This is a genomic window from Vreelandella sp. F11, from assembly GCF_042466685.1.
Taxonomy (GTDB): Bacteria; Pseudomonadota; Gammaproteobacteria; order Pseudomonadales; family Halomonadaceae; genus Vreelandella.
The window spans coordinates 3,232,967-3,256,214 of record NZ_CP170448.1; the positions used below are offsets into that span (position 1 = coordinate 3,232,967).

Sequence of the window (23,248 nt, forward strand, 5' to 3'; positions counted from 1 at the left end):
TACTTATGATACTGAGCCAGGGGCACCGTGGCGAATACCTTCACGCCTGCCCAGGAAAGGAGAACCAGAATGAACAAACGTGACCTGGAAGCGACCTACCGTGATTACATCACCTGCCTCAATAATCAGGACTGGATGCACCTTGGCCAGTTCGTGCATGACGATGTCCGCCACAGTGGCAGGCGTCTAGGGCTTGATGGCTATCGCGCCATGCTGGAAGCCGATTACGAACAGATACCAGATCTTCACTTCAACATTGAGCTGCTGGCCGTTGATCCACCGCATGTCGCGTGCAGGCTGCGATTCGATGTAACGCCTAAAGGTAGCTTCCTCGGCCTTGCGGTGGAGGGCAAAAAACTGATCTTTTGCGAGAACGCGTTTTACCTCTTCCATGATAATAAGATTCAGGAAGTCTGGTCGGTGATCGACAAGACGGCGATAGAAGCTCAGCTGGATTGAGGCTCCAAATGCCACCCTTGCTCGGTTACCAGCAGGCGGTCTGTTAAGGCTAGGTTTTCCAGAAAGGCATCGTCATGGGATACCACCACTAACGCACCTTGGTAACTGCGCAGCAGGGTTTCCAGTGCCTGTGCCGATGGCAGGTCGAGGTGGTTATTGGGCTCGTCGAGCAGCAACAATTGCGGGGGCGAGTCGGCGTAGAGGATGCAGGCCAGTGCTCCTTTTAGGCGCTCACCGCCGCTTAGTAGCCCGCTGGGCGTGGTGATCTTCTGCGCATCCAGGCCTAACTGGGCCAGTAGCATGCGCAGCTCACCCTCCGTCGTTGAGCGGTTAGCCCGTTGCAGCTGTTCGAGCACGGTTTTTTCCGGCTCAAGACTCTCCAGCCGCTGATCGAGATAAGCCTTTTCTGGGGTCACCTTGCAGGTTCCGGACAATGGCTCGATTTGGCCCGCTAGCACTCGGAGCAGCGTTGATTTGCCACAGCCGTTGGGGCCAACGATACCGATGCGCTGCGGCCCTCTCAGCAGCAGGCTAATCTGACGCGTGGTTCCCATCACGAACGGTAGCTCTACCCTCTCCAACTCTACCAAACAGCGCTTAGCGACCTGATTAACGGGGATCTCATGCAAGGTGATGTGCGCCTCGTCTTCGACCTGCTTTGCGGCTTCCCGCACGCGCTGATTAAGTAGATCCCGGCTGGCCGCCTGCTTTTGGCGCAGCGCGCCGGTGGAGTTTTCGCTGCGCTCTTTCTGTCCATCCAGTATTACCTTGGCCTGATTGGCTTCCTTACCCTGCCGTTTACCGCGGGCTTGGCGTTTCTCCTGGCGTTCTCGCTGTTTGCGCATTGCCCGATCCTGGCGTTGGCGCTCCAGCTTATGTTGATTGAGCTGATCAATCGCCGCTTGCTGCTCGTGAGCTTTCGCTTCTGCATAGAAGGTGTAGTTGCCACCGTAGCTGTGCAGCCCCAAGGGGGAAAGCTCCACAATGCGCGCCATGGATTCCAGTAGTTGCCGGTCATGACTAACTACGATCAGCCCACGCGACCAGCGCTGCAGCTGTTCGATGAGCGCTCGCCGGTTGGGTCGGTCGAGATGGTTGCTTGGCTCATCAAGAATCAGGAAATCGGCATTCGAGAGCATGGCGCCCATTAAGGCAACCCGCATGGTTTCCCCACCGCTCAGCGTGCTGGCCGGTGTGCTGGCCTCAAGATAGCCCAGGCCATTGCGTTCCAGCTCATGGCGAAATCGCTGGGGCATGTCCCAACGCTCATCCACGGCTTCGAAATCTTCCATGGCGGTACTACTACCCGCTTCGATACGCGCCAGCGCATCCAGGGTTGATTGAATACCAGCAAGCGCGGCGACAGAGACCCCCTTGGGCGGGGCTACTTGCTGGGCAAGGTAATGAACGCGACTGGGGCGCTGACAATTGCCGGTGGTAGGTGGCAATAAACCCGCGAGAATTTGGGCTAAAACTGTTTTTCCGACACCATTGCGCCCCACTAACCCGGTCGGGCGTGTATCGAACTGCTCATGGAGGTCGGTAAAAAGCGTTATGCCATCCGACAAAACGTAGGAGACACCTTTTAAGGTGAGAGGGGTAGTGGTCATAGTTGATTCCAGCGATGCCGAGTTCTCCCCCTGGGTCAGGGGCTAATGGAGACTGGCCGTCATTGCAACGGCGGGCATCAATGGTTCATTGGACAACTACCTCTGTTTAGCATGGAAAGGATCACTACAATACAAATAATGATAGCGAACCGACAAAGGGATGGCCATCCTAGTCTAGGTATTTGCATTATCCCCATTAACAAACGAGTAAAGCAAAATATCGGATCGGTAGGCCCAGCCTTGGTTTGACCAGAACTGCTGGGCGGCTTCGTTCTCGGGGAGAATCATTAGGTGTGATTTCAGGATGCCTTCATGCTTCAACGCTTCCAGGCAGAGGTCTACCAACCGCGTGGCGATGCCTAACCGGCGATGGGAATCCGCCACCGATAAGTGCTGAACATAACCGCGCTTGCCATCGTGGCCCGCCATGATCGTTCCCACCAGCTCCCCTTCTCTTTCTCCTTCTGCCACAAAGCTCAGACCGGGGTTACGCAGCAGGTATTTCTCAATGCCTTCCCGTGAATCGGCGTTGCGCAGCCGCACGCCTTCACTTTCGCTCCACAGGGCAATGGCGGCTTCGTAATCGTTGATGGTCATGGTGCGGTAGTGCATCAGGCGGCTCTCATTGGATGGTGGTATCGTCTTGTTCATTCTGCTGGGCAGGGTGGTTGAAGTGCTCCTTCTGCTCTGCCCATTTAAGCAAGGCATCCAGCGCCGGACAGAGCGTTTGCCCCCATTCGGTCAGGCGGTACTCCACTTTTGGCGGCACCTGGGGATAAACCTTTCGGGCCACAATGCCATCCGCCTCCAGTTGGCGCAGCTGTTGGGCCAGCATTTTCTGGGAAATGTCAGGGATGAGTTTTCCGAAATCGGAGTAGCGCTGCACTTTTCCATCGAACAGATGAAAGAGAATAATGAGCTTCCAGCGCCCTTCCAGCATTTTTAATACATTTTCCACATCGCTTGCGGCGCTAGCGGGCGTATAAATCTTTCTCATGGGTAAGCCACTTACCTTTTTGTGCGTTCTTGATAACGCGTCAACCTAGGCAGAATATTCTCTCACATTACCTTGCGAGAGATGATCATCATGAGCTTGTCACTGCCAGACGCGATCACCATTTACTTCACCATCAGCAACGGTGCGGATGCCTCCCACATTGCGAATTGCTTCACTCAAGATGCCTGTGTGTTTGACGAAGGAGAGACACATCGCGGGCACACCGCTATTCAATCATGGCTGCGCGCCACCCGTGCCAAGATTGTGTATCGCGTCCAGCCGGTCAGTGTTTCCCATCAAGACAACACGGTGGTGGTTGCTGCCACCGTGACCGGCGACTTCCCCGGCAGCCCGGTACAACTGGATCACACTTTTCAGCTTGCCGATGCGCAAATCCAGTCATTGGAGATTCACTAATGAACCTGAACTTGAACGGGCGACGCGTATTGATCACCGGTGGTAGCAAAGGGGTTGGCGCTGCCGTGGTGGCACTCTTTCGCGAGGAAGGCGCGCAAGTGCTAATAACCGCCCGTACTCGCCCCGCCGACCTGCCCGATGAGCTGTTTGTAACCGCTGACCTAACGACGGCCGAAGGCTGTTCCTCGGTGGCCGATGCGGTCAACGAACGCTTGGGTGGCGTGGATATTATCGTTCATGTGCTGGGTGGCTCATCCGCGCCCGGCGGTGGATTCGCAGCCCTTGGGGAGGAGGAGTGGCAGCGTGAGCTCGACATCAACCTGTTTCCCGCCGTACGGCTGGATCGTGCCCTACTGCCCGGCATGCTTGCCCAGGGCGATGGAGTGATTATCCACGTGACCTCCATTCAGCGTGAGCTCCCCCTGCCCGAATCGACCACGGCTTACGCGGCGGCCAAGGCGGCGCTATCCACCTATAGCAAGAGCTTGTCAAAAGAGGTGTCACCCAAAGGGGTGCGTGTGGTTCGGGTGTCGCCGGGCTGGATCGAGACGGAAGCCGCCGTTGCGCTGGCCGAGCGGATTGCCCAAGATGCAGGCACCGATTACGCAGGCGGCAAACAGATCATCATGAATTCGCTGGGCGGCATCCCGATTGGCCGCCCTTCAAAGCCTTCTGAAGTAGCCAACCTGATTGCGTTTCTGGCCTCACCGCTGGCGGCTACCATCACGGGTACGGAATATGTGATTGATGGTGGTACTGTGCCTGTTGCTTGAGGGTGGTAGGAAATTGAGATCGCCTAGTTTATATCGCTAATATCGGTGCTCTCGACTGGCCTTAGCCCCGTCCCTCTGACCACACGGCAAACTCGTTGCCGCTGGGTTCAGTAAAGTGAAAACGGAAGCCTCCGGGAAACTCAAAAATCGGCTTTACGATCTCGCCGCCATTGCCCACCACCTTGGTGTAGGTCTCTTCCAACTGAGCACTATAAAACACCAGCAAGGCGGCGCCGTTGTCGGTACGGCTGCAGGCGTCCGCCTGGTAGAAGCCGCCATCCAAGCCCTGGTTGGAAAACGCACTGTATTCCAGGCCGTAGTCGGTGAACTCCCAGCCAAACACCGCTGAGAAAAAGGTTTTAGTGGCGTTCAAGTCCTTGGCGGTAAGCTCGACGTAGTTGAGCTTTTCACGCTGGTTCATGCCCTGCTCCTTTGTTTTGTTGTGCTTTTTGATCCTGGCTTTTTAATCATCACCCTGCCCCAAGCCGATGTCCAGGCGCATCGCTTGGAGGCCGTCGAACTCGGCGCTTACCTCGTCTGAAAACACCGGGTGCCCTTACACCGCTAAATCCAGCGCGAGCACAACTAACGTGATAAAAGCTTTTTCATCGCGTTTCTCAAGTTGTCAGAACGTTGCGGTGTTCACCACCCGCCACCCCCTCTCCCTCCGCGAACGAGGGGATGATGCCGCTGGCTGGATCCACCGCCGCCACCAGCGCCTCACGCACCCGGCCCACCAGCGGGTGATCCTCGCGGTCGGCAAGCAGGAAGGCCAATGCCAGCACAATCATCAGTGAAAAGAGCTTTCCCATGCCGAATACTTGGCGGTGTTCACTATCGTTAGGCCATCATTGCACAGTCGATGAGCAATTATGTACAAGCATCCGTGGCGCTAACGATTGGGTTTGCGCATGTGTGGCGGCCACTTACCAGCGCTTAGCACCCACGTACTATCTATTGAGTTGCTAGTGGGAGGCTTTTATCGACTGAAAAATCAGAAGTCCTTAGCCAGAAAGGATTCAAGATTCAACTCGGGATACTGCTTCGCCACATTCGCAACGTCATTGCGTGTTTCTTCTATTATCCACTCCCGAACCTGCTTGGCTGCATCGCTTAGCGGCTTCTTACGTGAGTGAACCAGGTGGCATAGCCGCTCGGTGGCAATCGCGGTTGGTGTGGCGGGAACAAGCGAGCCGGTCTCCAGCCAGTGGGATGTGATATTCAGCCAGCCGATGGCGATACCCTGGCCCAGCAGGGCCGCCTGGATCACGACGGCATAGTCCGAAAAAACCAGTGAATGCGTCGTTCCATAAGCCTGCAGATGGAAATTGGGCAAAAGCTCAAACCAGTCTATGCGGCTATCGCTGAGGCTAATCAGGGTGGTGGAGACATCGTTACCGGACGATTCGAGCTGCTGCTTTCGATAGGCCGGACTGCAGACCGGTACCAATATCTCCGGCAGTATCAACGAGGCATCATGCAGAATGTCCTCCCCCGTAACAAAGCGAATCCCCAGGTCAACATCCTCGACCGAGCCGCTGACCGCCCCCGATATCAGCTGAAAGCGCAGATCGATATGGGGTAGCTGCGCCTGCAGCCTGTGCATGCGCGGCATCAGCCAATGGGTGGTGAAGGCGGTTGACACCGATAGCGTGACGGTTTCAAGCCCGGTGCTGCGCGCCCGAATTTCCTGAATCGCCGCTTCGATATTATGAAAGCCGTCGACCACGCCTTGGTAAAGTATCTCGCCACTCTCGGTCAGCTCGGTTTTACCGGGCGTACGCAAGAACAGTTTGACCTCCAGATACTCCTCCAGAAGCGCCAGCATGCGGCTGACCGCCGGCTGGGTCACCCCCAGCTCGGCAGCGGCTTTGGTGAAGTTACCGCAGCGGGCCGCTGACTCAAAAACAAACAGGGCGTTGGCACTGGGTAGTTGACGGCGCAATGTAGGCATAATTTCAGGTTATGCCAACGCCAAGAATTTCGCAATTGTCCGCGAACACCTTATCTGCTGTACTCAATGACAACCGATAGGCATTAAAACAATGAAAGGTGATACCCCCTATGGATGAGCGAGAGAGTGTGGGTGTTGCCATACGCTCCATCAGTAAGCGTTATGGCAGCACGGTAGCCCTGAAGGATATAACCTTAACTATTGAGCCGGGGGAGTTTGTGTCGCTACTGGGCCCTTCGGGCTCGGGTAAAACGACCTTGCTTGGGGCCTTGGGTGGCTTCGTAATGCCCTCTTCAGGGTCGGTGTGGGTCGGCGATCAAGACATGACCTATATGCCGCCACACAAGCGCAATATCGGCATCGTCTTTCAGAGTTACGCACTCTTTCCGCATATGAGCGTTGGCGAGAACGTCGCCTTTCCCCTTCGCGCTCGTCGCCTTCCCAAGTCAACGTGGCCAGAACGCGTTAAACAGGCGCTAGCCATGGTCGAATTAGATGGCTATCAGGATCGTGGGGTGTCGCAACTTTCGGGTGGCCAACGACAGCGGGTCGCTCTGGCCAGGGCGATAGTGTTCGAGCCACGGCTGATTCTAATGGACGAACCCCTGTCGGCACTGGATAAACAGCTGCGCGAGACGATGCAGATAGAACTGCGCCGCTTACACCGCAAGCTGGGGGCCACTGTGGTTTATGTGACTCACGACCAGCGTGAGGCGCTGACCATGAGTGACCGGGTGGCAATCCTTAAGGATGGTGAGCTGGTTCAGATCGGCGCTCCCGAGACCCTGCACAACAATCCTAAAGACTCTTTTGTGGCCAGCTTTATCGGAGACTCTACCCTGCTCCCGGTGACCCGTATTGATGAGCACAGTGTCCGGCTCGGCAATCACACGCTGCGTTCTGCCAAGCCCATCGCTCCCCATGCTGAGCTACTGCTGGCCATTCAAACCGAAAAACTGCTGATCGATGATGGCAGCCATGATCCGGGGGTCAATCGCCTGCCATGCCGGGTCATTGAGGCCGTGTACCAGGGCGATAGCCTGCGACTGTTCCTTGAACTGGAAGACGGCACCTCTATCAGTCTGCGTCAACCCAGCCACCACGCCGCAAGGCGACAGATTCCACCGCTCGGCGAGCGCTTGAGCGTGGTACTGCATCCAGAGGACACCATCATCGTGCCTCGTGCGGGATGCCCCACTCCGGCAACAAACGTTGCCTGACATAACTGCGCAGTAATAAAACAGGAGTCATAGCCGATCATGGAACTTTCCAACTTTAAAGTTCTGACATTTGATGTCGTGGGCACGCTGATCGATTTCGAGAGAGGTGTACTGGAAGCGATTCGGCAACTTGGTGGGGCTGCGGCCCTGGATCTGGACGACAACACTATTTTCGAGGCCTACAAGCGCGGGCGTGACCGCTACCCAGGCCGCTCGAGCAGTGCCATGGCAGATGTCTACCTCTCGCTGGCGGAGGAGTTGAAACTGCCTGCCGACACCACCTCGGCCGACGCCTTTCAGTTGGCGGTGCTGCGTTGGCCCGCTTTTGAGGATTCAGTAGCGGCGCTGAAACGCCTACGTAAGCACTATCGCCTGGTAGCAATGACCAATGCCGATCGCACCGCGTTCTCTTGCTACTCGCATATTCTCGATGACCCCTTCGACGATAGCGTAACCTGCGACGAGACTGGCGTTGCTAAGCCCAACCCCCAATTCTTCGCCTACAATCGCGGTCGTCAGGCGGCCCACGGCTATAAGTTCTCGGAAATACTGCACGTCGCCCAGAGCCAGCACCACGACATCGGCATTGCCAAGGAGCTGGGTTACACCACCTGCTGGATAGAGCGTCGCCAAGGGCAAACGGGGTTCGGCGGCACGCCGGAGCCAAAACAGCTCACGACACCGGATTTCCACTTCCCCACCCTTAAAGCGTTGGCCGACGCCGTAGAGAAGGTGTGATATGAGTGGGCCGCAGCCTGGATACCCAATTGCTTCGCTTTGGCGTGATACGGCCAGTATCACCCCTTCCTTTGCGCCGCTTTCCAGCGATAAAACCGTTGATGTCGCCATCATCGGCGGTGGCTACACGGGATTAACCGCGGCCCACCGTTTAGCAGAACGTGGCGTTCACGCCATCGTGGTGGATGCCAACCCTATCGGCTGGGGAGCAAGCGGTCGCAATGGTGGCGTGGTATCCGCCAAGTTCCGGCTCTCGTTTCCAAGCATTGCCCAAACCCACGGCATGGCGGTGGCCACCGCCATGCATCGGCTCTGCCATGAGGCGGTGGATGAGGTGGAAGCACTAATTCAGGCGTATGGTCTTGAGAGTGCCCGCTTCACCCGCTGCGGCAACCTGCGCTGTGCCCACACAACCAAGGCGCTGAAAGACATTTCCGAAGAAGCCGAGTGGATGCGGCGGGAAATGGGCGATGACTCGCTGCGCTGTCTCTCCGCTGGCGAGGTCGCCGAAGAGACTGGATCCAAGGCCTTTACAGGCGGGGTTTTAGGGCTTGGCGTGGGTACCTTGCATCCGCTCGACTATGTGCGGGGGTTGGCGGCAGGACTTAACCAGCGCCATGGCGAGATCGTCTTCGAGCGCTCCCCGGCCACTAGCATTCGCCGCTTGGGTGATGGTGTTCATATCACGACGCCAAGCGGTGAAATCAAGGCGCGACAGGTGATCCTGGCCACTAATGCCTATTCGGATATTACGCCCGTCAGTGCCGCGATAAAGACGCGCCTGGTGCCGTTTAGAAGCTCGATTATCGCCACTCACCCTCTTCCAGAGGCGCTGCAGAACTATCTGTTGGTCAAGGATAGAAGCTATGGCGAAACCCGCCGGATGATGCGCTGGTTTCGCAAGGTCGATGGACGGATCGTATTTGGCGGTCGTGGTGCGTTTGGGAAGCGTGACTCTCAGGCGGCGTTCGACTCCCTGCAGAGCGCTATGGTGTCGCTCTTTCCAGCGCTTGCGGATATCGGCATTGCCTATCGCTGGTCAGGGCATGTGGGCATGACGCTGGATGCCTTGCCCCATGTAGGCAGATTTGACGACCGTGTTTGCTACGCCGCTGGTTATAACGGCGCGGGTGTGGCCATGTCGACGTTGCTCGGGCGGTTGGCGGCAGACTACGCCTTGGGTGAAAGCCCTGACGTAGCGCTGCTTGCTGCGGAGCGGCTCAAGGCCGTCCCGCTTTACCCCTTACGTGAAGTCGGTATTCGACTGGTAGCCGGGTATTACCAGTTCCTTGATGCAATCGGGCGCTGATGCGGCGCCGAAGGCACTTACTCAGTTGGAGGTCGCAAGATGAAAAACATTAACTGCTTCAAATACTTGCTTGGTTCCTCGGTAGTGGTTGTTGGTGCGCTTGGCGCTGGGCAAACGCTGGCCGACGGCGAAATCACTTTCGTCTCTCAGGGTGGCGCGTATCAGGAAGCGCAGACGGTGGCCATTCTCGACCCGGTTGCCGAGGCGTTGGGCATCACCATTCGTCAGGAGAGCGCCCCCGACGCCTGGCCGATGATCAAGACGCAAGGCACCACCGGCCAGGCGGTATGGGACGTGGTCGATACACCCCCGCTGAACTGTGTGCGGGGCGGTAACCAGGGACTGATTGCAGAACTCGACTTCAGCCGGATTCCCAACGCCGAGTCGATGCCCGAGGCGTATAAAACGCCCTACTCTGTCGCTTACGAGTTTTATTCCAGCGTACTGGCCTACAATCCAGAGGCCTTCGAGGGTAAACCGCCCCAAAGCTGGGAGGACTTTTGGAATGTAGAGGAGTATCCCGGCAACCGTGCCCTTCGCAACCACCCACTGGGAACACTTGAAGCTGCTTTAATGGCTGATGGCGTGGCGCGAGAAGAGCTTTATCCGCTGGATGTTGACCGAGCTTTCGCCAAGCTTGAAGAAATCAAACCACATATCACCACTTGGTGGACGTCTGGCGGCCAGTCGGCGCAGTTGCTCTACGATGGCGAGGTGGACATGCTGATGATGTGGAATGGGCGTGTCAGCGCGATCATCAATGAAGGCGCCAGCGCTGATTTCACCTATAACGATGGTGTGTTGCAGAACACGCACCTGTGCATTATTGAAGGTGCGACCCATCAGGATACTGCCGTTGAGTTCATCAACGCGGCCATCGCCCCCGAGTATCAAGCCAACCTGCCCCTGCACATCGACTACGGCCCCGGCAACCCGGCCGCTTTCGATACAGGCAAGATTCCTGATGAGCGAGCCCGGGAACTGCCGAGCTTCCCAGAAAATGCCGAGCGTCAGGTATTGATGTCGTACGAATGGTGGGCCTCCTCTGCGGGTGAAGAAGCTGAGCGTCGCTGGCTGGCATTTATGCAACGATAAGTGCGTCGTTGCCGTGCCCCACCTGTGGGTTACGGCAACGCTTGTCGATTTCCCGCTAGGAGACATCCTTTGAAAGCGACTGTCATCAACAACAATTACCCTCACGCTCTCCACCGGGATGCCTCCCGTGGCTATAGGCGGCGCGAGCATGCACTCATGCTGCTTTTGATGTCGCCCGCCGTGCTGGTGGTGTTTGTGCTGCTGCTGATTCCACTCGGTTGGTTGATCGGCCAGTCCTTCTATGCCGATGGTTTCACGCTGGAGCACTACCAACGAATCCTCACCGAAGGCATCTACTGGAATACGTTTTGGGTCACGTTTCGTATCAGCTTTATCGTCACTCTGCTGGCACTGCTGATGGGCTACCCCATCGCTTATGCCGCCTCGGTCTTGCCACGGCGCTGGTCGATGTTGGTACTGGCCCTGGTGATTCTGCCGTTCTGGACCAGCGTACTGGTGAGAGCCTACGCCTGGCTGATTCTGTTACAACGCTCAGGGGTGGTGAATGAGTCGCTGATGGGCGTTGGCCTTATCGATGCACCGCTGGCACTAGTGCATAACGAGCTGGGCACTATCATTGCCACCGTACATATCCTGCTGCCATTCATGGTTTTGCCGCTTTACGCCACCATGCAGAAAATTCCCGGCGACCTGATCCAGGCGGGCGCGAGCCTTGGCGGCACGCCGCTGCATGTTTTCAGGCGTGTGTTCTTCCCTCTTTCGCTCAGTGGAGTGCTCGCAGGCATGACGCTGGTGTTCGTGCTGTGCCTCGGCTTCTATATTACCCCGGAACTGGTGGGTGGAGGGCGTACGGTCATGGCATCCATGCTGGTCAGCCGCAACGTCCAGCTCTATAGCGACTGGGGTGCCGCTAGCGCCGTCAGTGTCGTACTGCTCATCTGCGTGCTGTCCATTTTCTATGTAGTGAGCCGCCTCGTCCCTCTTGAGAAGATACTGGGTGCAAAATGAACAAACTATCCTTGAACCGCATCATCTTTATTGGCTATGTAGCGTTAGTGCTGATTTTCCTGATTCTGCCCTTGCTCATCGTCGTGCCCATGTCCTTCTCTGATAGCCGCTTCCTCTCCTTTCCGCCCAGTAATTACTCGTTTCGGTGGTATGACACATTCTTCAGCAATCTGGGCTGGATGTCGGCTGCGAAAACCAGCTTGATCGTGGCGTTCTCCACGGCATTGATCGCTACACCGATTGGCGTGGCAGCGGCCTATGCTATCAATAGCTCGACGCACTGGCTGATGCGCTATCTGAAGCTCGTGCTTCTGCTGCCGCTGATCGTGCCGATCATCATCGTCGCCACCGGGGTATTCTTTATTTATGCCCTGTCGGGAATGCTGTACACCATTCCGGGCCTGATCATGGCCGATGTGATGCTGGCGCTGCCCTATGTTATCACTGCGGTAACAGCAGGCCTGCACGGTTTCGACCAGACCCAGGAGATGGTCGCTAGAAGCCTTGGCATGAATCGTTTTCGTAGTTTCATGAGCGTCACCCTGCCTCAGATCATGCCGAGCGTGGTCACCGGGGCGATCTTTGCGTTCATTCAGGCCCTGGACGAAACCATGGTGGCGCTCTTCATTTCGGGGGGCCAGAACCAACCCCTGACCGTGCGCATGTTCACTGCGCTTCGCGACGAGATCGACCCAACCATCGCCGCCATTAGCACCCTATTAACGGCCGCTTCCTTCGCACTGGTATTATTGCTGGTGCTGGCACGCAAGCAGTCACCGGTATAAAAACGCTTCCCTGGTAGCTGCCACTGCCGATTAGCAATTATGTACAAGCATTCATGAACGGTGCTGGCATAAGCTAGTGGTGTGACTAATCAGGAGGGGCGGCATGAGTAACGCGAGCCGATTTCAATTCATCAAGAGCCAGCACGTGCCAACGCTGACGGTGCTTCACGCAGCGATTGAGGATTTCAGCTATGACCGCCACGCCCACGAGGAGTATGCCTTCGGCGTTACGCTGGCGGGGCGTCAGGATTTCTTCAGCGGCGGGCAGTTTCACCGTAGCCCACCGGGCAACGTTATTCTGTTCAACCCAGAGGAAGTTCATGACGGTCAACCGGGCGGAGAGAGCGCGCTGGATTACCTGATGGTGTATGCCCACCCTGAGCAGGTAAACGCCCTGTTCGCTGATGCCCTTGGTCACGAAAACACCGCTCACTTTCGTTCGCATAATACGCTGATTCAGGATACTCCACTGCGCAACGCTATTTTAGAACTGGCGCGCTTAGTTACCTCGCAAGCAGGTAGCTGTATTGATCATGAGAACGCGCTGTATCAAGTCATTGAGCGAACCGTGCAGCTCGGCGGCACCTCCCAACCCGACCAGATCAGCACGCGCCCTGATGCGCTGTTGGGATTAGCAAAAGAGTATATCCACGCCTACCTGGATAGGGATATCTCTCTTGATGACATTAGCCAAGCGGCGCACCTATCCAAGTACCACTTCTTGCGCCTGTTTCGTCAGCATTACGGCCTCACACCCCACCAATATGTGATTAATTGCCGGATTAACGCGGCTCGTTCGGCGCTAGACCTTGGTGCTTCCCTGACGGAGGTCGCTTTGCGCTATGGGTTTGCCGATCTCAGCCATTTCAATCGCCGCTTTAAGCGTATTTATGGCATGACGCCCCATCAGTACCAGCGTGATATTGCGCGCTAATCCCTAAATACCCAAATACCTAAATAGAGGTTTACCATGTTAGGAATTGTCGCCTATGCCCTAGGCGCTATGTATTCGCCTGGGCCTGTGAATCTGCTTGGTTTAAATATTGGCATCAATGGGCAAGCTAGGCAGTCGGTTGGGTTTTGCCTTGGCGTAGGCACCGCGATGCTGGCGTACTTAGTAGTATTAGGCTGGGCGGGCGCTGCTTGGATCGACGATGAGGCACTGATCGTCGTGAGCGCATTGGGCTGTGGCTATATTATTTATCTAGCGACGAAAATTGCCCGCACTAGCGTTGATTTAAGCCCCCATTCAAACACCGATGTAAACAGGCCCAATCATGCCCCTCGGCTAGTAAGCTTCCGAGATGGGCTGGTGATGCAGTTGCTTAATCCCAAAGCCATTGTCGCTACCCTGCCAATTACCACACTGCAATTTCCGGCAGCAGGGATTGAGGGGTCTAGCTTAGTAGTCTGGGCATTGGGGTTGGCCATGTTGGCCGCTGGCGCACCCGGCAGCTATATCGTGATGGGCAATTTCGTGGGCCATCGCATTAAAAGCGTCGGCATCATTAAGTACTTCAATTGGGTGATGGCAGGGTTACTGATTGCCGTAGCTTTGTCGATTGGTGTTGAGCATGTTTGGGTTCCGCTCACTTCTACGACTACCTAACCTAACTATTTGATGAGAATAGCTACTCCGACCAAACCGCAAATTCGTTGCCACTGGGCTCCTGAAAGTGAAAGCGGCGGCCGCCTGGAAACTCAAAAATAGGCCTAATGATCTCACCGCCGCTCCTCTCAACTTTGTTGAGTGTTGCGTCAATGTCAGCACTATAGAAAACCAGCAGTGCGCCGCCGTTTGAGGTTTGGTTGCAGGCATCAGCTTGGTAGAAGCCACCATCCAACCCCTGGTTGGAAAACGCGGCGTATTCAGGGCCGTAATCGACAAACTCCCAACCAAACGCCGCAGAGAAAAAGGCCTTTGTTGCGGCTAAATCTTTCGCGGCGAACTCAACGTAGTTGAGCTTTTCATGCTGGTTCATAGCCTGCTCCTTAGTTGTTTTTTTTCAGACGACAGAGGCGTTATCTATTGGCCGAAACCGATGCCTAAACTTAGTGCTTGCAGCCCATCGAATTCGACACTGACTTCATCAGAGAATAAGGGATGGCCCTGCACTATCAGATCCAACGTTGCTTGAGAGCCGCGATAAGTGACGGTCACCTCTATGTTGGCAATCGTGTTAATAGGCGCCAGCACACCATACTCAATGTTATCCACGCTGACGGCAGAGAGGCCGCGCTCATCCAACTGCTGCTGAACTTCTCGTTCAATGACAATGCCGTAATAGAAGTAGATACCTGTATAGCCAAGCACTACCAATAAAACCAGCGAAAAGAGCTTTCCCATTGTTTCTCTCTGTTTTATAGAATATTGGATGGTTGCTGCCTGCAGTAAACACGCTTGAATCGCGCACCTAAGCGTATGCTATGGGAAAGATCAGCAGGCAATACGAGTCTTGATAATGCTTGGGGTAATCAGAGCCCACAAGCGAGGAAGGCGAGCATTTTTACTCATCGAGCGAACTGCTGCAATAGTCGTCACAAGACCCAACACGATAGTAGTGCCTGTGTTCATTCGAGCCTCATATTAAAAAATATGTCCTGAGTAATTCAGACTCTGCTCAACCTTAAAAAAAAGAGCAGGCATTATTGGCCTGCTCTCTTAGCGTATCACTCTTTTTTGCTGTGCTTGTATCAGCAGATTTGTGGCTCGCTTGCGGTGCGACACGCCCTAATACTTTCTGCCAGTTCGCTGACCAGGCTATGTACCTGTTCAACGGCTTCATCCGGCGTATTGGCACGTTCGATACAGTCGACTAACGCAGAGCCGACAACGACTGCATCGCTGAAGCGGCCAATGGTGGCAGCTTGCTCGGCAGTGCGAATACCGAAGCCCACAGCAATAGGCAGTTCAGTGTGTTCGCGCAGTTGATTAACGGCGCTTTCCAGTCGTTCCGGTGTAGGGGCGTTACCACCGGTGACCCCAGCTACTGAAACGTAATAGATAAATCCAGAGGTATTAGCCAGCACTTTCGGCAGGCGCTTGGCATCGGTGGTCGGTGTCGCTAGGCGGATAAAATCGATGCCATGTTGGGCCGCTGGATGGCAGAGCTCTTCGTCGTGTTCGGGGGGTAGATCCACTACGATCAGACCATCGACACCAGCGCTGACGGCATCAGATAAGAAGCGCTCGACGCCGTAACAGAAAATAGGATTGTAGTAGCCCATCAGCACAATCGGCGTGGTGCTGTTCTGTTCACGAAATCGGCGTACCATCTCTAATGTTTTAGCTTGGGTTTGGCCGCTGTGCAGCGCTCGCAACGCGGCTTTTTGAATAGCGGGGCCATCGGCCATGGGGTCGCTAAACGGCATGCCAAGTTCAATAATATCCACCCCTGCCGCGGGCAGCCCGTGCAGCAGACGTCGGGAGGTCTCGGCGTCCGGGTCGCCAGCGGTCAGATAACTGACCAGCGCCGGGCGGTTTTGCTGTTTGAGCTCGGCAAAGCAGTTTTTCAGGCGAGAAGTATTATTCATGACAGTCTCCAGGAACGCACTCATTTGAATTTTTCCCCCAGATGATGGGCTACGCTCATCATGTCCTTGTCACCCCGGCCGCTCAGGTTGACCACCATTAAGTGCTCGCGGGGCAGACTGGGGGCACGCTTGGCCACTTCGGCCAGGGCATGGGCGGTCTCCAAGGCGGGAATAATGCCCTCCTGGCGGCAGCAGACCTGGAAGGCTTCCAGCGCTTCGTCGTCAGTGGCAGAGACGTACTCGACCCGTCCCTGCTCGTGCAACCATGCGTGCTCTGGCCCGATACCGGGGTAATCCAGCCCAGCGGAAATCGAGTGAGCGTCGATAATCTGGCCATCTTCGTTTTGCAGCAAGTAAGTGCGGTTACCGTGCAGCACGCCGGGGGTGCCGCCGTTCAGGCTGGCCGCGTGCAAGCCGCTTTTAACGCCCTTGCCACCCGCTTCCACGCCAATCATCTTCACATCAAGGTCATTCAGGAAGGGGTGAAACAGCCCCATGGCGTTTGAACCACCGCCAATGCAAGCCACCAGCGAATCCGGCAGGCGACCTTTCTTTTCCAGCATTTGGGTACGGGTTTCATGGCCAATCACGGCCTGGAAGTCACGCACCATGGCCGGGTACGGGTGCGGGCCCGCCACGGTGCCAATGATGTAGAAGGTGTCGTCGACGTTCGTTACCCAGTCGCGCAGCGCTTCGTTCATGGCGTCTTTTAGCGTGCCTGTACCCGAGGTAACGGGGATGACTTCCGCGCCCAGCAGCTTCATGCGGAATACGTTGGTCTGCTGACGCTCGATGTCGGTTGCGCCCATATAGATGACACAAGGCAAACCAAAGCGCGCCGCAACGGTAGCGGTGGCAACGCCGTGCATACCGGCGCCGGTTTCGGCGATAATGCGTTTTTTTCCCATCTGCTTGGCCAGCAGTACCTGGCCGATGCAGTTGTTGATCTTGTGCGCGCCGGTGTGGTTGAGCTCTTCGCGCTTTAAATAGATGCTGGCCCCACCAAAATGCTCGGTCAACCGTTCGGCAAAGTAGAGCGGGCTGGGCCGCCCGACGTAGTCACCTTGAAAATAGGCCAGCTGGCGCTGAAATTCGGGGTCGTTCTTGGCGGTGGTGTATTCGTCTTGCAGCTCTAGAATCAACGGCATTAGCGTTTCGGCGACAAAGCGACCGCCGAAGCTGCCAAATAATCCGTTGGCGTCGGGCAGGCTATTGGATACGTCTACAGGTTGATTCATCACGACCTCTGAATGCGTTATCAAACAATGTAGTGAAAGTAGCGCAAGCGGGTGGGGATAAAAATCGATAAGATGTCATCAACATGTGAGCTGGAGTCACCTATTAATGCAAAACAGCATGCCACCGCTTAGCGCCTTGCGCGCCTTTGAAGCTACCGCCCGGCTGGGTAGTGTCACCGCCGCTGCGGAAGAGCTTAACGTTACCCACGGCGCTGTAAGCCGGCAGCTTAAAAGCCTGGATGATCATTTTGGCATTCCGCTATTTGCCAAAGCAGGCCGTGGCATTGCGCTTACGCCGCATGGTGAGCAGCTTCAAAACGGAGTGGGTGAGGCGTTCACCCGCCTCAAGGATAGTTGCGTCGCGCTCAAGCGTGATATAGAGGAGGCGCCCTTTACCCTCGCCTGCCCTGGCAGCCTATTGGCCCGCTGGCTGATTCCCCGTCTTGATCGCCTGCACCGCGAGCTGCCAGAGCTGAAACTGAAAGTGGTCGTCAGCGAAAGTGAGCAACCTGGTATGCAGAGCGACGCCAGCGCTACCCTGGCATTTTCCGAGCCACCCTGGCCTGCAGACGTAGAGGTATTCGAGCTAATGCCGGAACAGATCTGCGCGGTAGTAAGTCCCCAGTTGATGGCCCTCATCGACGCCACCAAACCAGAAACACTCTTTGCCAACAAGCTACTGTACACCGCTTCCCGCCCCCAGGCGTGGCCGCAGTGGGCCAACGCTCATGGGCTTGAACTCGCTCAGCTTGAAGAAGCGTTAAGCAAAGGCCAGGGGTTTGAGCACCTTTACTATTTGATGGAAGCGGCAGTAGCGGGTCTGGGTATCGCCATCGCGCCACGGCTATTAGTGGAAGACGACCTGAGGAGTGGCCGGTTGGTGGCCCCCTGGGGAAGTATCCGAACACCTGGGCGCCTCTGCCTGTGGCTGCCCAGCCAAGCCGGCTTACTCTCCTACCCGCGCCGCAGCGAGCCGTTGGCGGAGTGGCTTAAAGGGGAGCTGGGGTAGGTAGGATAAAAAGTGAAAACTTAGCGCTGTATCACCCACTCAAGCGCTCGCGGTTATTGGCCACCAGTTCAGTAAGAAAGTCCGCCACGGCCCGGGTACGGCCTGATTGGGTGAGATCCGTCTGGATAACGAGGTAGATGGGCTGATCCACGCCAATATCGCCAGCAACACAGACCAGTCCAGCCTCCAACGCCAAAAAATGCGGCAATACCGCTATCCCCAGCCCCGCTTTCGTCGCCGCTAGCTGGGTCGCCAGCGAGGTGGTGGTTAGCGCGGGTTCGCGCCCCTGCAGTACCCGCTCAACCCACTGGGCGGCAGGCAGGTGCGCCTGCGTTTCGCTCCAGGTGATAAAAGCGTCGCTGTCGTAATTGCCCGCGTCACGATGAGCCTCACGCTGGGCCACATAACCGTGGCTAGCATAAAGCCCAAACCCCAGGGTGCCCAGGCGACGAAGGGTGACATTGCCCCGCTCCGGCTTGACCATTCTAAGTGCCAAATCGGCGTCGCGGCGGTGCAGGTTAACCGTAGTGATGTCGGTCACCAGCTCAAGCCTGATACCGGGATACTGAGCATGGAATCGTGGCAACGCGGGCAGAATCAGCGCTGTGGCAAGGTTTTCGGCAGTGGCCAAACGTACCCTGCCGCTAAGCTGCGTGGCGTGGGACACCCCGCTGGCAAAGGCCGACGCAGCGGCTTCCAGGGCTTCGGCTTTTTCGATTAGCCCTGCCCCTTCTTCAGTAAGCTGATAGCCCGACTGCTGACGCACAAACAGCGGTAGCTGTAAGGCTTTTTCCAGCCGCTCTATACGCCGGGAGAGCGTCGCGATACCCAGGTGGAGTTCCGCTGCCGCGCCGCTCAAGGTGCCATGACGGGCCACCGCCAGAAAGGTGCGCGTGTCATCCCAAACCCACCCGCGGGGCATCTGCTTTTCAAAACCGGAAATCGACTTACCCAATTCGTTTATTTTTTCCATTACTGGATAGTGCCACGCTGTCACTCCGCGACTCAAGAACGATTCAAGGAGCAACATTATGCAAACACGCACACTGGGCAGCGACCTGACCCTTTCCGCCATTGGCTTAGGCTGCATGGGAATGAGCGAGTTTTACGGCCCCCGTGACGACAGTGAGTCGCTGCGGGTATTGGCCCGCGCGGTGGAAATGGGCATCGACTTTTTCGACACGGCGGATATGTACGGCCCACACCATAACGAGGAGTTGATTGGCCGTTTTCTCGCCAGCCATAAACCCAAGGTACGTATTGCGACCAAGTTTGGCATTGTGCGCAAGCCCGGTGAGTACCAGCGCAGCCTGGACAGCAGCGCAAGCTATGCCCGCCAAGCCTGCGAAGCATCGCTTAAGCGGCTAGGCGTCGAACAGATTGACCTCTACTACGTCCATCGCGTTAACCCGGCCACGCCCATTGAAGCGACCATGGAAGGACTCGCCCAACTGGTAAAAGAGGGAAAAATCGCCCACATTGGCCTCTGTGAAGTCAGTGCAGAGACCCTGCGCCGAGCCCATGCGGTACACCCGGTAACCGCTGTGCAAACCGAGTATTCGCTCTGGACGCGGGACGTTGAACAAGCGGTGCTGCCTACCTGCAAGGAACTCGGTATTGGCTTTGTGCCCTACTCACCTCTGGGTCGGGGCTTCTTGACGGGAAGGTTTCAAGCCGCTGAAGATTTTGAGGAAGGCGATTTCCGTTCCAATCTGCCGCGTTTTTCTGAACAGGCTATGGTCACTAACCGCAGAATCGCCGAGGTAATTAGTGACATGGCGACACTTAAAGAGTGCACCCCGGCGCAACTATCGCTGGCTTGGCTGCTATCTAAAGGCGACAGCATTGTGCCGATCCCCGGTACCAAGCGGCTGCGCTACCTCGAAGAGAATGCAGCAGCAGCATCCATAACCCTAACCAGCGACGAACAGCAACAGCTTGAGGCGGCCACCGCAAACCTTCCAGTGATCGGTGAGCGCTATACACCGGAAGGCATGAAGGGGGTTAATGCATGAGTGGCTGAGAGCTACTTACTGAATAATCTCACTCATCGAACGCTTACCATCCAGCAGTAGGTACTCTTGATTGACCACGCCAGGGGTTTGCACCACATGCAGCAGTGCATGAGCCACATTGGCACGGGAGATCTGGTTATCGCCAGACTCCTCCACCGTGCTGGCAAACTGCTGGCTAGCGGCTTCGTCGGTTAGCCTCCCCGGCTTGAGAATGACATAGGGAACGCCGCTATTACTCAGGTGTGCGTCGGCGGCGAATTTTGCGGCCATGTAGGGGCGCATTTTCTCAGGTGCTTCCAGGGGCTTTTCTGCCCGCATGGCGCTCACCATAATGTAGCGTGAAAGACCTTTTTGCTTAGCAATGTCGGCGGTACGAATGGCACCATAAAGGTCGATCATCAGCGTTTTATCTGGCCCGGTGTGGGGCCCAGACCCCGCCGTGAAGACCACTTGATCGCAACCTTCAAAGGCGTGTTCAAACGCGCCTTCCAAATCGGCTATTACAGTGTCGATACCACGCTCTTTAAACCACAACGCCTGCTCTTCACTGCGAATCATCGCTTTAATAGGCGTGCCCGCTTGTTGGGCCAGCTCGCAAAACTGTTTACCAATCTGTCCGTTCGCGCCAATCACTAACGTTGTCATAACGACTCCTTGTGAATTGATTACTCCCTTATCAGTGCAGGCACTTAGGTGGAATTCAACCCTGGGATGCGAACAGTGTCGGCGCAGTATGTCTCTAAGCCATCACGCCAAACAGATGTCCGATGGCGGATGTTAAAGACATGGCGAGCGCGCCCCAGAACATTACTCTTGCCGCTGCTTTTAGGATTGGTGCTCCGCCCACTCGGGCAGCGATAGCCCCCAGAAAGGCTAAAAAGAGCAGTGAGAACAGCGCTACTAGTGGAATCAGCAGTGCATGTGGTGCCCACCACGCGACTAGCAGCGGTAGCAGTGCACCGATGGTGAACGTCGTGGCTGAAGAGAGTGCTGCCTGAAGTGGGCGAGCTTGGCTGGTGTCGGTGATGCCGATCTCATCTCGCGCATGCGCGCCCAGGGCATCGTTGGTCATCAATTGCTCAGCGACCAGCTTTGCCAGTTCGGGCGCCAAGCCGCGGGTTTCATAGATAGCCGCAAGCTCTTCCTGTTCTAGTTCGTAATGCTCATCCAGTGCTTTGCGTTCGATCTCAAGATCAGCGTTTTCAGTGTCCGATTGTGAGCTTACCGAAACATACTCGCCTGCGGCCATCGACATGGCACCTGCCACCAAGCCCGCAATTCCCGCCAACATAATATCACTTAGAGTGGTACTCGCCGCGGCAACACCCAGTATCAAACTGCTCGTAGAAACGATGCCATCGTTAGCCCCCATTACAGCGGCACGTAGCCAACCGTTACGGTGGGAACGGTGATGTTCTGTATGGATCATGGGCTTTCCTTTGTGTGAGGCATATGCACTATTCTGCAGGCACGACCCTAAGCAGCCTGCCCTCTGGGCTGTCGGTAAGTAGATACACCTCGCCTTCTGGGCCTATCCGCACATCTCTAATACGCTCGTCCAGCTCACCAAACAGGCCTTCTATATCGCTGGCTTGTCGACCATTGTGAGATAAACGTACCCGGCGCACCTCTTTATTGACCAGCGATCCAATGAGTATATCGCCTTGCCACTGCGGAAATAGTTCGCCGCTATAAAACGCTATACCTGAGGGCGCGATAGAGGGTGTCCATTCTAAAAGAGGCGACACAGTACCAGGGTACTCTTTGAAGGGAGTGACACGTGCGCCAGTATAATCCAGCCCTCCTGTGGCAATTGGCCAACCGTAGTTAGCCCCCGCTTCAATAATATTGATCTCATCTCCGCCACGCGGGCCATGCTCATGGGCAACCAGTCGCTGGTTCTCCTCATCGTAGACGACTCCTTGGACGTTGCGATGACCGTAGCTGTAAATCTCCGGGTGGGCATCGCCACGGCCTACAAAAGGGTTGTCGTCGGGTACGCTGCCATCGCGATTCAGACGTACAATAGTGCCAATGTGATTGTGGAGGTTCTGCGCCTGCTCGCGGTAATCAAAGCCATCACCCAGTGTAAGAACCAAGGTCTCATCTGGCAGCCAGGTCAGGCGCCCGCCAAAGTGAGCGTTGCCCTGTTTAGCGGGCTGCACACGGAATATCTCGACAACGTTTTCGAGGCTGGTTTCAGCCAGCGTGCCCCTGGCGAGGCAGGTGTGGTTGGCTTCCTCACTACCGCACGCATAACTGAAATAAACCTGCTGGTCGTCTTCAAACTGCGGCGATAGCGCTACATCAAATAAACCTGACTGACCAGAGGCATATACCTTCGGCAAACCACCTAGGGATTCCACCAAGGTGTTGCCATCCGCGCTTAGCACTCTTAAACGCCCCGGGCGCTCTGTCACTAGCATGCGCCCATCAGGTAGAAAAGCGAGCGACCACGGGTACGCTAAATTCTCAGCGACGATGTTCACTTTATACGGCGGTACACTTTGTGCCTGAATCGGTGGCGAGATCACAATGAGGCCACTGACACTCGTCCACAATGCAATGCTGGTAAGTGCGTGAGGATGAGAACGGTGAGTATTTCTCGAATGCCCGTTGAGCAGCGCGAATAGCCACCCGGCCAGCGCTGCACATAACAGCATGGCGATCAAACCAGAGATTTCTCGGGTAGCCGCGATGAAGGTCGGCATGGGGGCCAAACTATCCACGATTTTTAATGAGACCAGTAGCGCTATCGCCGCGGCGCCAGCACTTAACAACGCTTGAAACATGCCGCCCAGCCAGCGTGATATCAGCACAGCGGCTATTTGCGAAGGCAGAAACCCCACTATAAATAGTGCTGCATAGACTGGTGCAAACGTGATGAGGTCTTGAAGCGTAGTTTCCAGCCGTAGCATTGTGGGTATTTCAACGCCCATGCTTTGCAACGCAGCCAAATTAAACTGGGTTTGAACCACGCTGCCGAGTAATCCCCCGTTAGCAACGCGATAAGGAACTTAATACTGATAACAAACCTTCCTGATCGTGTGGGCATTGCAGATTCCAGTCGTCAGTAGCGATAAAGGATGTTCTCAAGATTAGCAGCTGTTGAGCGTTAATAGCGCT

At 55.9% G+C, this 23,248-nt stretch carries 27 protein-coding genes; 13 read left to right on the forward strand and 14 right to left on the reverse strand.

Annotated features, from left to right (window positions below; translation table 11 throughout):
- Positions 1-69: 69 nt before the first annotated feature.
- On the forward strand, positions 70-459 hold the full coding sequence (locus tag ACFIOZ_RS14790) for an ester cyclase (RefSeq protein ID WP_386079139.1): 390 nt from the start codon (positions 70-72) through the stop codon (positions 457-459).
- Here the strand turns inward: ACFIOZ_RS14790 and ACFIOZ_RS14795 are convergent.
- From ACFIOZ_RS14795 to ACFIOZ_RS14805, 3 genes are all read right to left on the reverse strand, one after another.
- Complete coding sequence (locus tag ACFIOZ_RS14795) at positions 447-2,069, reverse strand: ABC-F family ATP-binding cassette domain-containing protein (RefSeq protein WP_386079141.1); 1,623 nt, start codon at positions 2,067-2,069, stop codon at positions 447-449. The two genes, ACFIOZ_RS14790 and ACFIOZ_RS14795, sit on opposite strands and share 13 nt — an antisense overlap.
- A 174-nt stretch (positions 2,070-2,243) precedes the next feature.
- On the reverse strand, positions 2,244-2,681 hold the full coding sequence (locus ACFIOZ_RS14800) for a GNAT family N-acetyltransferase (RefSeq protein ID WP_386079143.1): 438 nt from the start codon (positions 2,679-2,681) through the stop codon (positions 2,244-2,246).
- A 10-nt stretch (positions 2,682-2,691) separates the two neighbouring features.
- The gene (locus ACFIOZ_RS14805; RefSeq protein ID WP_386079146.1) at positions 2,692-3,066 is read right to left on the reverse strand and encodes a winged helix-turn-helix transcriptional regulator; all 375 of its coding nucleotides are present in this window, start codon (positions 3,064-3,066) and stop codon (positions 2,692-2,694) included.
- 90 nt (positions 3,067-3,156) lie between these two features.
- Here ACFIOZ_RS14805 and ACFIOZ_RS14810 point away from each other — a divergent pair, with 90 nt between their 5' ends.
- Together ACFIOZ_RS14810 and ACFIOZ_RS14815 are read left to right on the forward strand one after the other, a co-directional pair.
- Entirely contained in the window at positions 3,157-3,483 is a 327-nt protein-coding gene (locus ACFIOZ_RS14810; RefSeq protein WP_386079149.1) for a nuclear transport factor 2 family protein, read from the forward strand.
- Complete coding sequence (locus tag ACFIOZ_RS14815; protein ID WP_386079152.1) at positions 3,483-4,256, forward strand: SDR family oxidoreductase; 774 nt, start codon at positions 3,483-3,485, stop codon at positions 4,254-4,256. The genes ACFIOZ_RS14810 and ACFIOZ_RS14815 overlap by 1 nt, the downstream gene beginning before the upstream one ends.
- Positions 4,257-4,317: 61 nt before the next feature.
- Here the strand turns inward: ACFIOZ_RS14815 and ACFIOZ_RS14820 are convergent, their stop codons facing one another.
- The 3 genes from ACFIOZ_RS14820 to ACFIOZ_RS14830 form a co-directional block, all read right to left on the reverse strand.
- Positions 4,318-4,677, reverse strand: coding sequence for a VOC family protein (locus ACFIOZ_RS14820; RefSeq protein ID WP_226247104.1), 360 nt, complete (start codon positions 4,675-4,677; stop codon positions 4,318-4,320).
- Positions 4,678-4,873: 196 nt separating this feature from the next.
- Positions 4,874-5,068 carry a DUF3541 domain-containing protein gene (locus ACFIOZ_RS14825; RefSeq protein ID WP_226247105.1) on the reverse strand — a complete coding sequence of 65 codons (195 nt, stop codon included), beginning with the start codon at positions 5,066-5,068 and terminating at the stop codon, positions 4,874-4,876.
- Positions 5,069-5,250: 182 nt separating this feature from the next.
- Positions 5,251-6,210, reverse strand: coding sequence for a LysR family transcriptional regulator (locus tag ACFIOZ_RS14830; protein WP_386079157.1), 960 nt, complete (start codon positions 6,208-6,210; stop codon positions 5,251-5,253).
- A 110-nt stretch (positions 6,211-6,320) separates the two neighbouring features.
- On the opposite strand from ACFIOZ_RS14830, the gene ACFIOZ_RS14835 reads away from it, so the two are divergent.
- The 8 genes from ACFIOZ_RS14835 (at position 6,321) to ACFIOZ_RS14870 (ending at position 13,935) form a co-directional block, all read left to right on the forward strand.
- On the forward strand, positions 6,321-7,430 hold the full coding sequence (locus ACFIOZ_RS14835; RefSeq protein WP_386079161.1) for an ABC transporter ATP-binding protein: 1,110 nt from the start codon (positions 6,321-6,323) through the stop codon (positions 7,428-7,430).
- Positions 7,431-7,469: 39 nt separating this feature from the next.
- Positions 7,470-8,168 carry an HAD-IA family hydrolase gene (locus tag ACFIOZ_RS14840; RefSeq protein WP_386079164.1) on the forward strand — a complete coding sequence of 233 codons (699 nt, stop codon included), beginning with the start codon at positions 7,470-7,472 and terminating at the stop codon, positions 8,166-8,168.
- A 1-nt stretch (position 8,169) separates the two neighbouring features.
- Complete coding sequence (locus ACFIOZ_RS14845) at positions 8,170-9,477, forward strand: NAD(P)/FAD-dependent oxidoreductase (RefSeq protein ID WP_386079166.1); 1,308 nt, start codon at positions 8,170-8,172, stop codon at positions 9,475-9,477.
- A 39-nt stretch (positions 9,478-9,516) separates the two neighbouring features.
- The gene (locus ACFIOZ_RS14850; RefSeq protein WP_386079169.1) at positions 9,517-10,572 is read left to right on the forward strand and encodes an ABC transporter substrate-binding protein; all 1,056 of its coding nucleotides are present in this window, start codon (positions 9,517-9,519) and stop codon (positions 10,570-10,572) included.
- Positions 10,573-10,641: 69 nt separating this feature from the next.
- The gene (locus ACFIOZ_RS14855; RefSeq protein WP_386079172.1) at positions 10,642-11,541 is read left to right on the forward strand and encodes an ABC transporter permease; all 900 of its coding nucleotides are present in this window, start codon (positions 10,642-10,644) and stop codon (positions 11,539-11,541) included.
- The gene (locus tag ACFIOZ_RS14860) at positions 11,538-12,326 is read left to right on the forward strand and encodes an ABC transporter permease (protein WP_386079175.1); all 789 of its coding nucleotides are present in this window, start codon (positions 11,538-11,540) and stop codon (positions 12,324-12,326) included. The genes ACFIOZ_RS14855 and ACFIOZ_RS14860 overlap by 4 nt, the downstream gene beginning before the upstream one ends.
- Before the next feature lie 103 nt (positions 12,327-12,429).
- A complete protein-coding gene (locus tag ACFIOZ_RS14865; protein WP_386079178.1) occupies positions 12,430-13,260 on the forward strand; it encodes a helix-turn-helix transcriptional regulator in 831 nt (276 codons plus the stop codon).
- Positions 13,261-13,296: 36 nt separating this feature from the next.
- Complete coding sequence (locus ACFIOZ_RS14870; protein WP_386079180.1) at positions 13,297-13,935, forward strand: LysE family translocator; 639 nt, start codon at positions 13,297-13,299, stop codon at positions 13,933-13,935.
- 22 nt (positions 13,936-13,957) lie between these two features.
- Here the strand turns inward: ACFIOZ_RS14870 and ACFIOZ_RS14875 are convergent, their stop codons facing one another.
- From ACFIOZ_RS14875 to trpB, 4 genes are all read right to left on the reverse strand, one after another.
- Positions 13,958-14,308 (reverse strand): VOC family protein, encoded by a 351-nt coding sequence (locus tag ACFIOZ_RS14875; RefSeq protein WP_386079182.1) that lies wholly within the window; start codon positions 14,306-14,308, stop codon positions 13,958-13,960.
- 44 nt (positions 14,309-14,352) lie between these two features.
- Entirely contained in the window at positions 14,353-14,673 is a 321-nt protein-coding gene (locus ACFIOZ_RS14880) for a hypothetical protein (protein ID WP_386079184.1), read from the reverse strand.
- 347 nt (positions 14,674-15,020) lie between these two features.
- The gene (gene trpA, locus ACFIOZ_RS14885) at positions 15,021-15,860 is read right to left on the reverse strand and encodes a tryptophan synthase subunit alpha (protein WP_386079186.1); all 840 of its coding nucleotides are present in this window, start codon (positions 15,858-15,860) and stop codon (positions 15,021-15,023) included.
- Between the two features lie 20 nt (positions 15,861-15,880).
- Positions 15,881-17,098, reverse strand: a complete 1,218-nt coding sequence (trpB, locus tag ACFIOZ_RS14890; RefSeq protein ID WP_386079189.1) for a tryptophan synthase subunit beta — start codon at positions 17,096-17,098, stop codon at positions 15,881-15,883.
- A gap of 106 nt (positions 17,099-17,204) precedes the next feature.
- On the opposite strand from trpB, the gene ACFIOZ_RS14895 reads away from it, so the two are divergent.
- Complete coding sequence (locus tag ACFIOZ_RS14895; RefSeq protein WP_386079192.1) at positions 17,205-18,107, forward strand: LysR family transcriptional regulator; 903 nt, start codon at positions 17,205-17,207, stop codon at positions 18,105-18,107.
- Positions 18,108-18,138: 31 nt separating this feature from the next.
- On the opposite strand, the gene ACFIOZ_RS14900 is transcribed toward ACFIOZ_RS14895, so the two are convergent.
- Entirely contained in the window at positions 18,139-19,080 is a 942-nt protein-coding gene (locus ACFIOZ_RS14900; RefSeq protein ID WP_386079195.1) for a LysR family transcriptional regulator, read from the reverse strand.
- 58 nt (positions 19,081-19,138) lie between these two features.
- On the opposite strand from ACFIOZ_RS14900, the gene ACFIOZ_RS14905 reads away from it, so the two are divergent.
- Positions 19,139-20,122: an aldo/keto reductase gene (locus tag ACFIOZ_RS14905; RefSeq protein ID WP_386079197.1), complete on the forward strand. Its 984-nt coding sequence runs from the start codon at positions 19,139-19,141 to the stop codon at positions 20,120-20,122.
- Between the two features lie 15 nt (positions 20,123-20,137).
- On the opposite strand, the gene ACFIOZ_RS14910 is transcribed toward ACFIOZ_RS14905, so the two are convergent.
- The 3 genes from ACFIOZ_RS14910 to ACFIOZ_RS14920 all read right to left on the reverse strand — a co-directional run bounded on the left by ACFIOZ_RS14910 (position 20,138) and on the right by ACFIOZ_RS14920 (position 23,100).
- On the reverse strand, positions 20,138-20,767 hold the full coding sequence (locus tag ACFIOZ_RS14910) for an SDR family oxidoreductase (RefSeq protein ID WP_386079200.1): 630 nt from the start codon (positions 20,765-20,767) through the stop codon (positions 20,138-20,140).
- Between the two features lie 94 nt (positions 20,768-20,861).
- Positions 20,862-21,551: a VIT1/CCC1 transporter family protein gene (locus ACFIOZ_RS14915; RefSeq protein WP_386079202.1), complete on the reverse strand. Its 690-nt coding sequence runs from the start codon at positions 21,549-21,551 to the stop codon at positions 20,862-20,864.
- A 28-nt stretch (positions 21,552-21,579) separates the two neighbouring features.
- A complete protein-coding gene (locus ACFIOZ_RS14920; RefSeq protein ID WP_386079205.1) occupies positions 21,580-23,100 on the reverse strand; it encodes a PQQ-dependent sugar dehydrogenase in 1,521 nt (506 codons plus the stop codon).
- Positions 23,101-23,248 lie beyond the last annotated feature (148 nt).

Bases quoted from the DNA above. Each gene is read 5' to 3' on its own strand.
- ACFIOZ_RS14790 (WP_386079139.1), top strand. From the start codon at position 70: ATGAACAAACGTGACCTGGAAGCGACCTACCGTGATTACATCACCTGC.
- ACFIOZ_RS14795 (WP_386079141.1), bottom strand. From the start codon at position 2,069: ATGACCACTACCCCTCTCACCTTAAAAGGTGTCTCCTACGTTTTGTCG.
- ACFIOZ_RS14800 (WP_386079143.1), bottom strand. From the start codon at position 2,681: ATGCACTACCGCACCATGACCATCAACGATTACGAAGCCGCCATTGCC.
- ACFIOZ_RS14805 (WP_386079146.1), bottom strand. From the start codon at position 3,066: ATGAGAAAGATTTATACGCCCGCTAGCGCCGCAAGCGATGTGGAAAAT.
- ACFIOZ_RS14810 (WP_386079149.1), top strand. From the start codon at position 3,157: ATGAGCTTGTCACTGCCAGACGCGATCACCATTTACTTCACCATCAGC.
- ACFIOZ_RS14815 (WP_386079152.1), top strand. From the start codon at position 3,483: ATGAACCTGAACTTGAACGGGCGACGCGTATTGATCACCGGTGGTAGC.
- ACFIOZ_RS14820 (WP_226247104.1), bottom strand. From the start codon at position 4,677: ATGAACCAGCGTGAAAAGCTCAACTACGTCGAGCTTACCGCCAAGGAC.
- ACFIOZ_RS14825 (WP_226247105.1), bottom strand. From the start codon at position 5,068: ATGGGAAAGCTCTTTTCACTGATGATTGTGCTGGCATTGGCCTTCCTG.
- ACFIOZ_RS14830 (WP_386079157.1), bottom strand. From the start codon at position 6,210: ATGCCTACATTGCGCCGTCAACTACCCAGTGCCAACGCCCTGTTTGTT.
- ACFIOZ_RS14835 (WP_386079161.1), top strand. From the start codon at position 6,321: ATGGATGAGCGAGAGAGTGTGGGTGTTGCCATACGCTCCATCAGTAAG.
- ACFIOZ_RS14840 (WP_386079164.1), top strand. From the start codon at position 7,470: ATGGAACTTTCCAACTTTAAAGTTCTGACATTTGATGTCGTGGGCACG.
- ACFIOZ_RS14845 (WP_386079166.1), top strand. From the start codon at position 8,170: ATGAGTGGGCCGCAGCCTGGATACCCAATTGCTTCGCTTTGGCGTGAT.
- ACFIOZ_RS14850 (WP_386079169.1), top strand. From the start codon at position 9,517: ATGAAAAACATTAACTGCTTCAAATACTTGCTTGGTTCCTCGGTAGTG.
- ACFIOZ_RS14860 (WP_386079175.1), top strand. From the start codon at position 11,538: ATGAACAAACTATCCTTGAACCGCATCATCTTTATTGGCTATGTAGCG.
- ACFIOZ_RS14865 (WP_386079178.1), top strand. From the start codon at position 12,430: ATGAGTAACGCGAGCCGATTTCAATTCATCAAGAGCCAGCACGTGCCA.
- ACFIOZ_RS14870 (WP_386079180.1), top strand. From the start codon at position 13,297: ATGTTAGGAATTGTCGCCTATGCCCTAGGCGCTATGTATTCGCCTGGG.
- ACFIOZ_RS14875 (WP_386079182.1), bottom strand. From the start codon at position 14,308: ATGAACCAGCATGAAAAGCTCAACTACGTTGAGTTCGCCGCGAAAGAT.
- ACFIOZ_RS14880 (WP_386079184.1), bottom strand. From the start codon at position 14,673: ATGGGAAAGCTCTTTTCGCTGGTTTTATTGGTAGTGCTTGGCTATACA.
- trpA (WP_386079186.1), bottom strand. From the start codon at position 15,860: ATGAATAATACTTCTCGCCTGAAAAACTGCTTTGCCGAGCTCAAACAG.
- trpB (WP_386079189.1), bottom strand. From the start codon at position 17,098: ATGAATCAACCTGTAGACGTATCCAATAGCCTGCCCGACGCCAACGGA.
- ACFIOZ_RS14895 (WP_386079192.1), top strand. From the start codon at position 17,205: ATGCAAAACAGCATGCCACCGCTTAGCGCCTTGCGCGCCTTTGAAGCT.
- ACFIOZ_RS14900 (WP_386079195.1), bottom strand. From the start codon at position 19,080: ATGGAAAAAATAAACGAATTGGGTAAGTCGATTTCCGGTTTTGAAAAG.
- ACFIOZ_RS14905 (WP_386079197.1), top strand. From the start codon at position 19,139: ATGCAAACACGCACACTGGGCAGCGACCTGACCCTTTCCGCCATTGGC.
- ACFIOZ_RS14910 (WP_386079200.1), bottom strand. From the start codon at position 20,767: ATGACAACGTTAGTGATTGGCGCGAACGGACAGATTGGTAAACAGTTT.
- ACFIOZ_RS14915 (WP_386079202.1), bottom strand. From the start codon at position 21,551: ATGATCCATACAGAACATCACCGTTCCCACCGTAACGGTTGGCTACGT.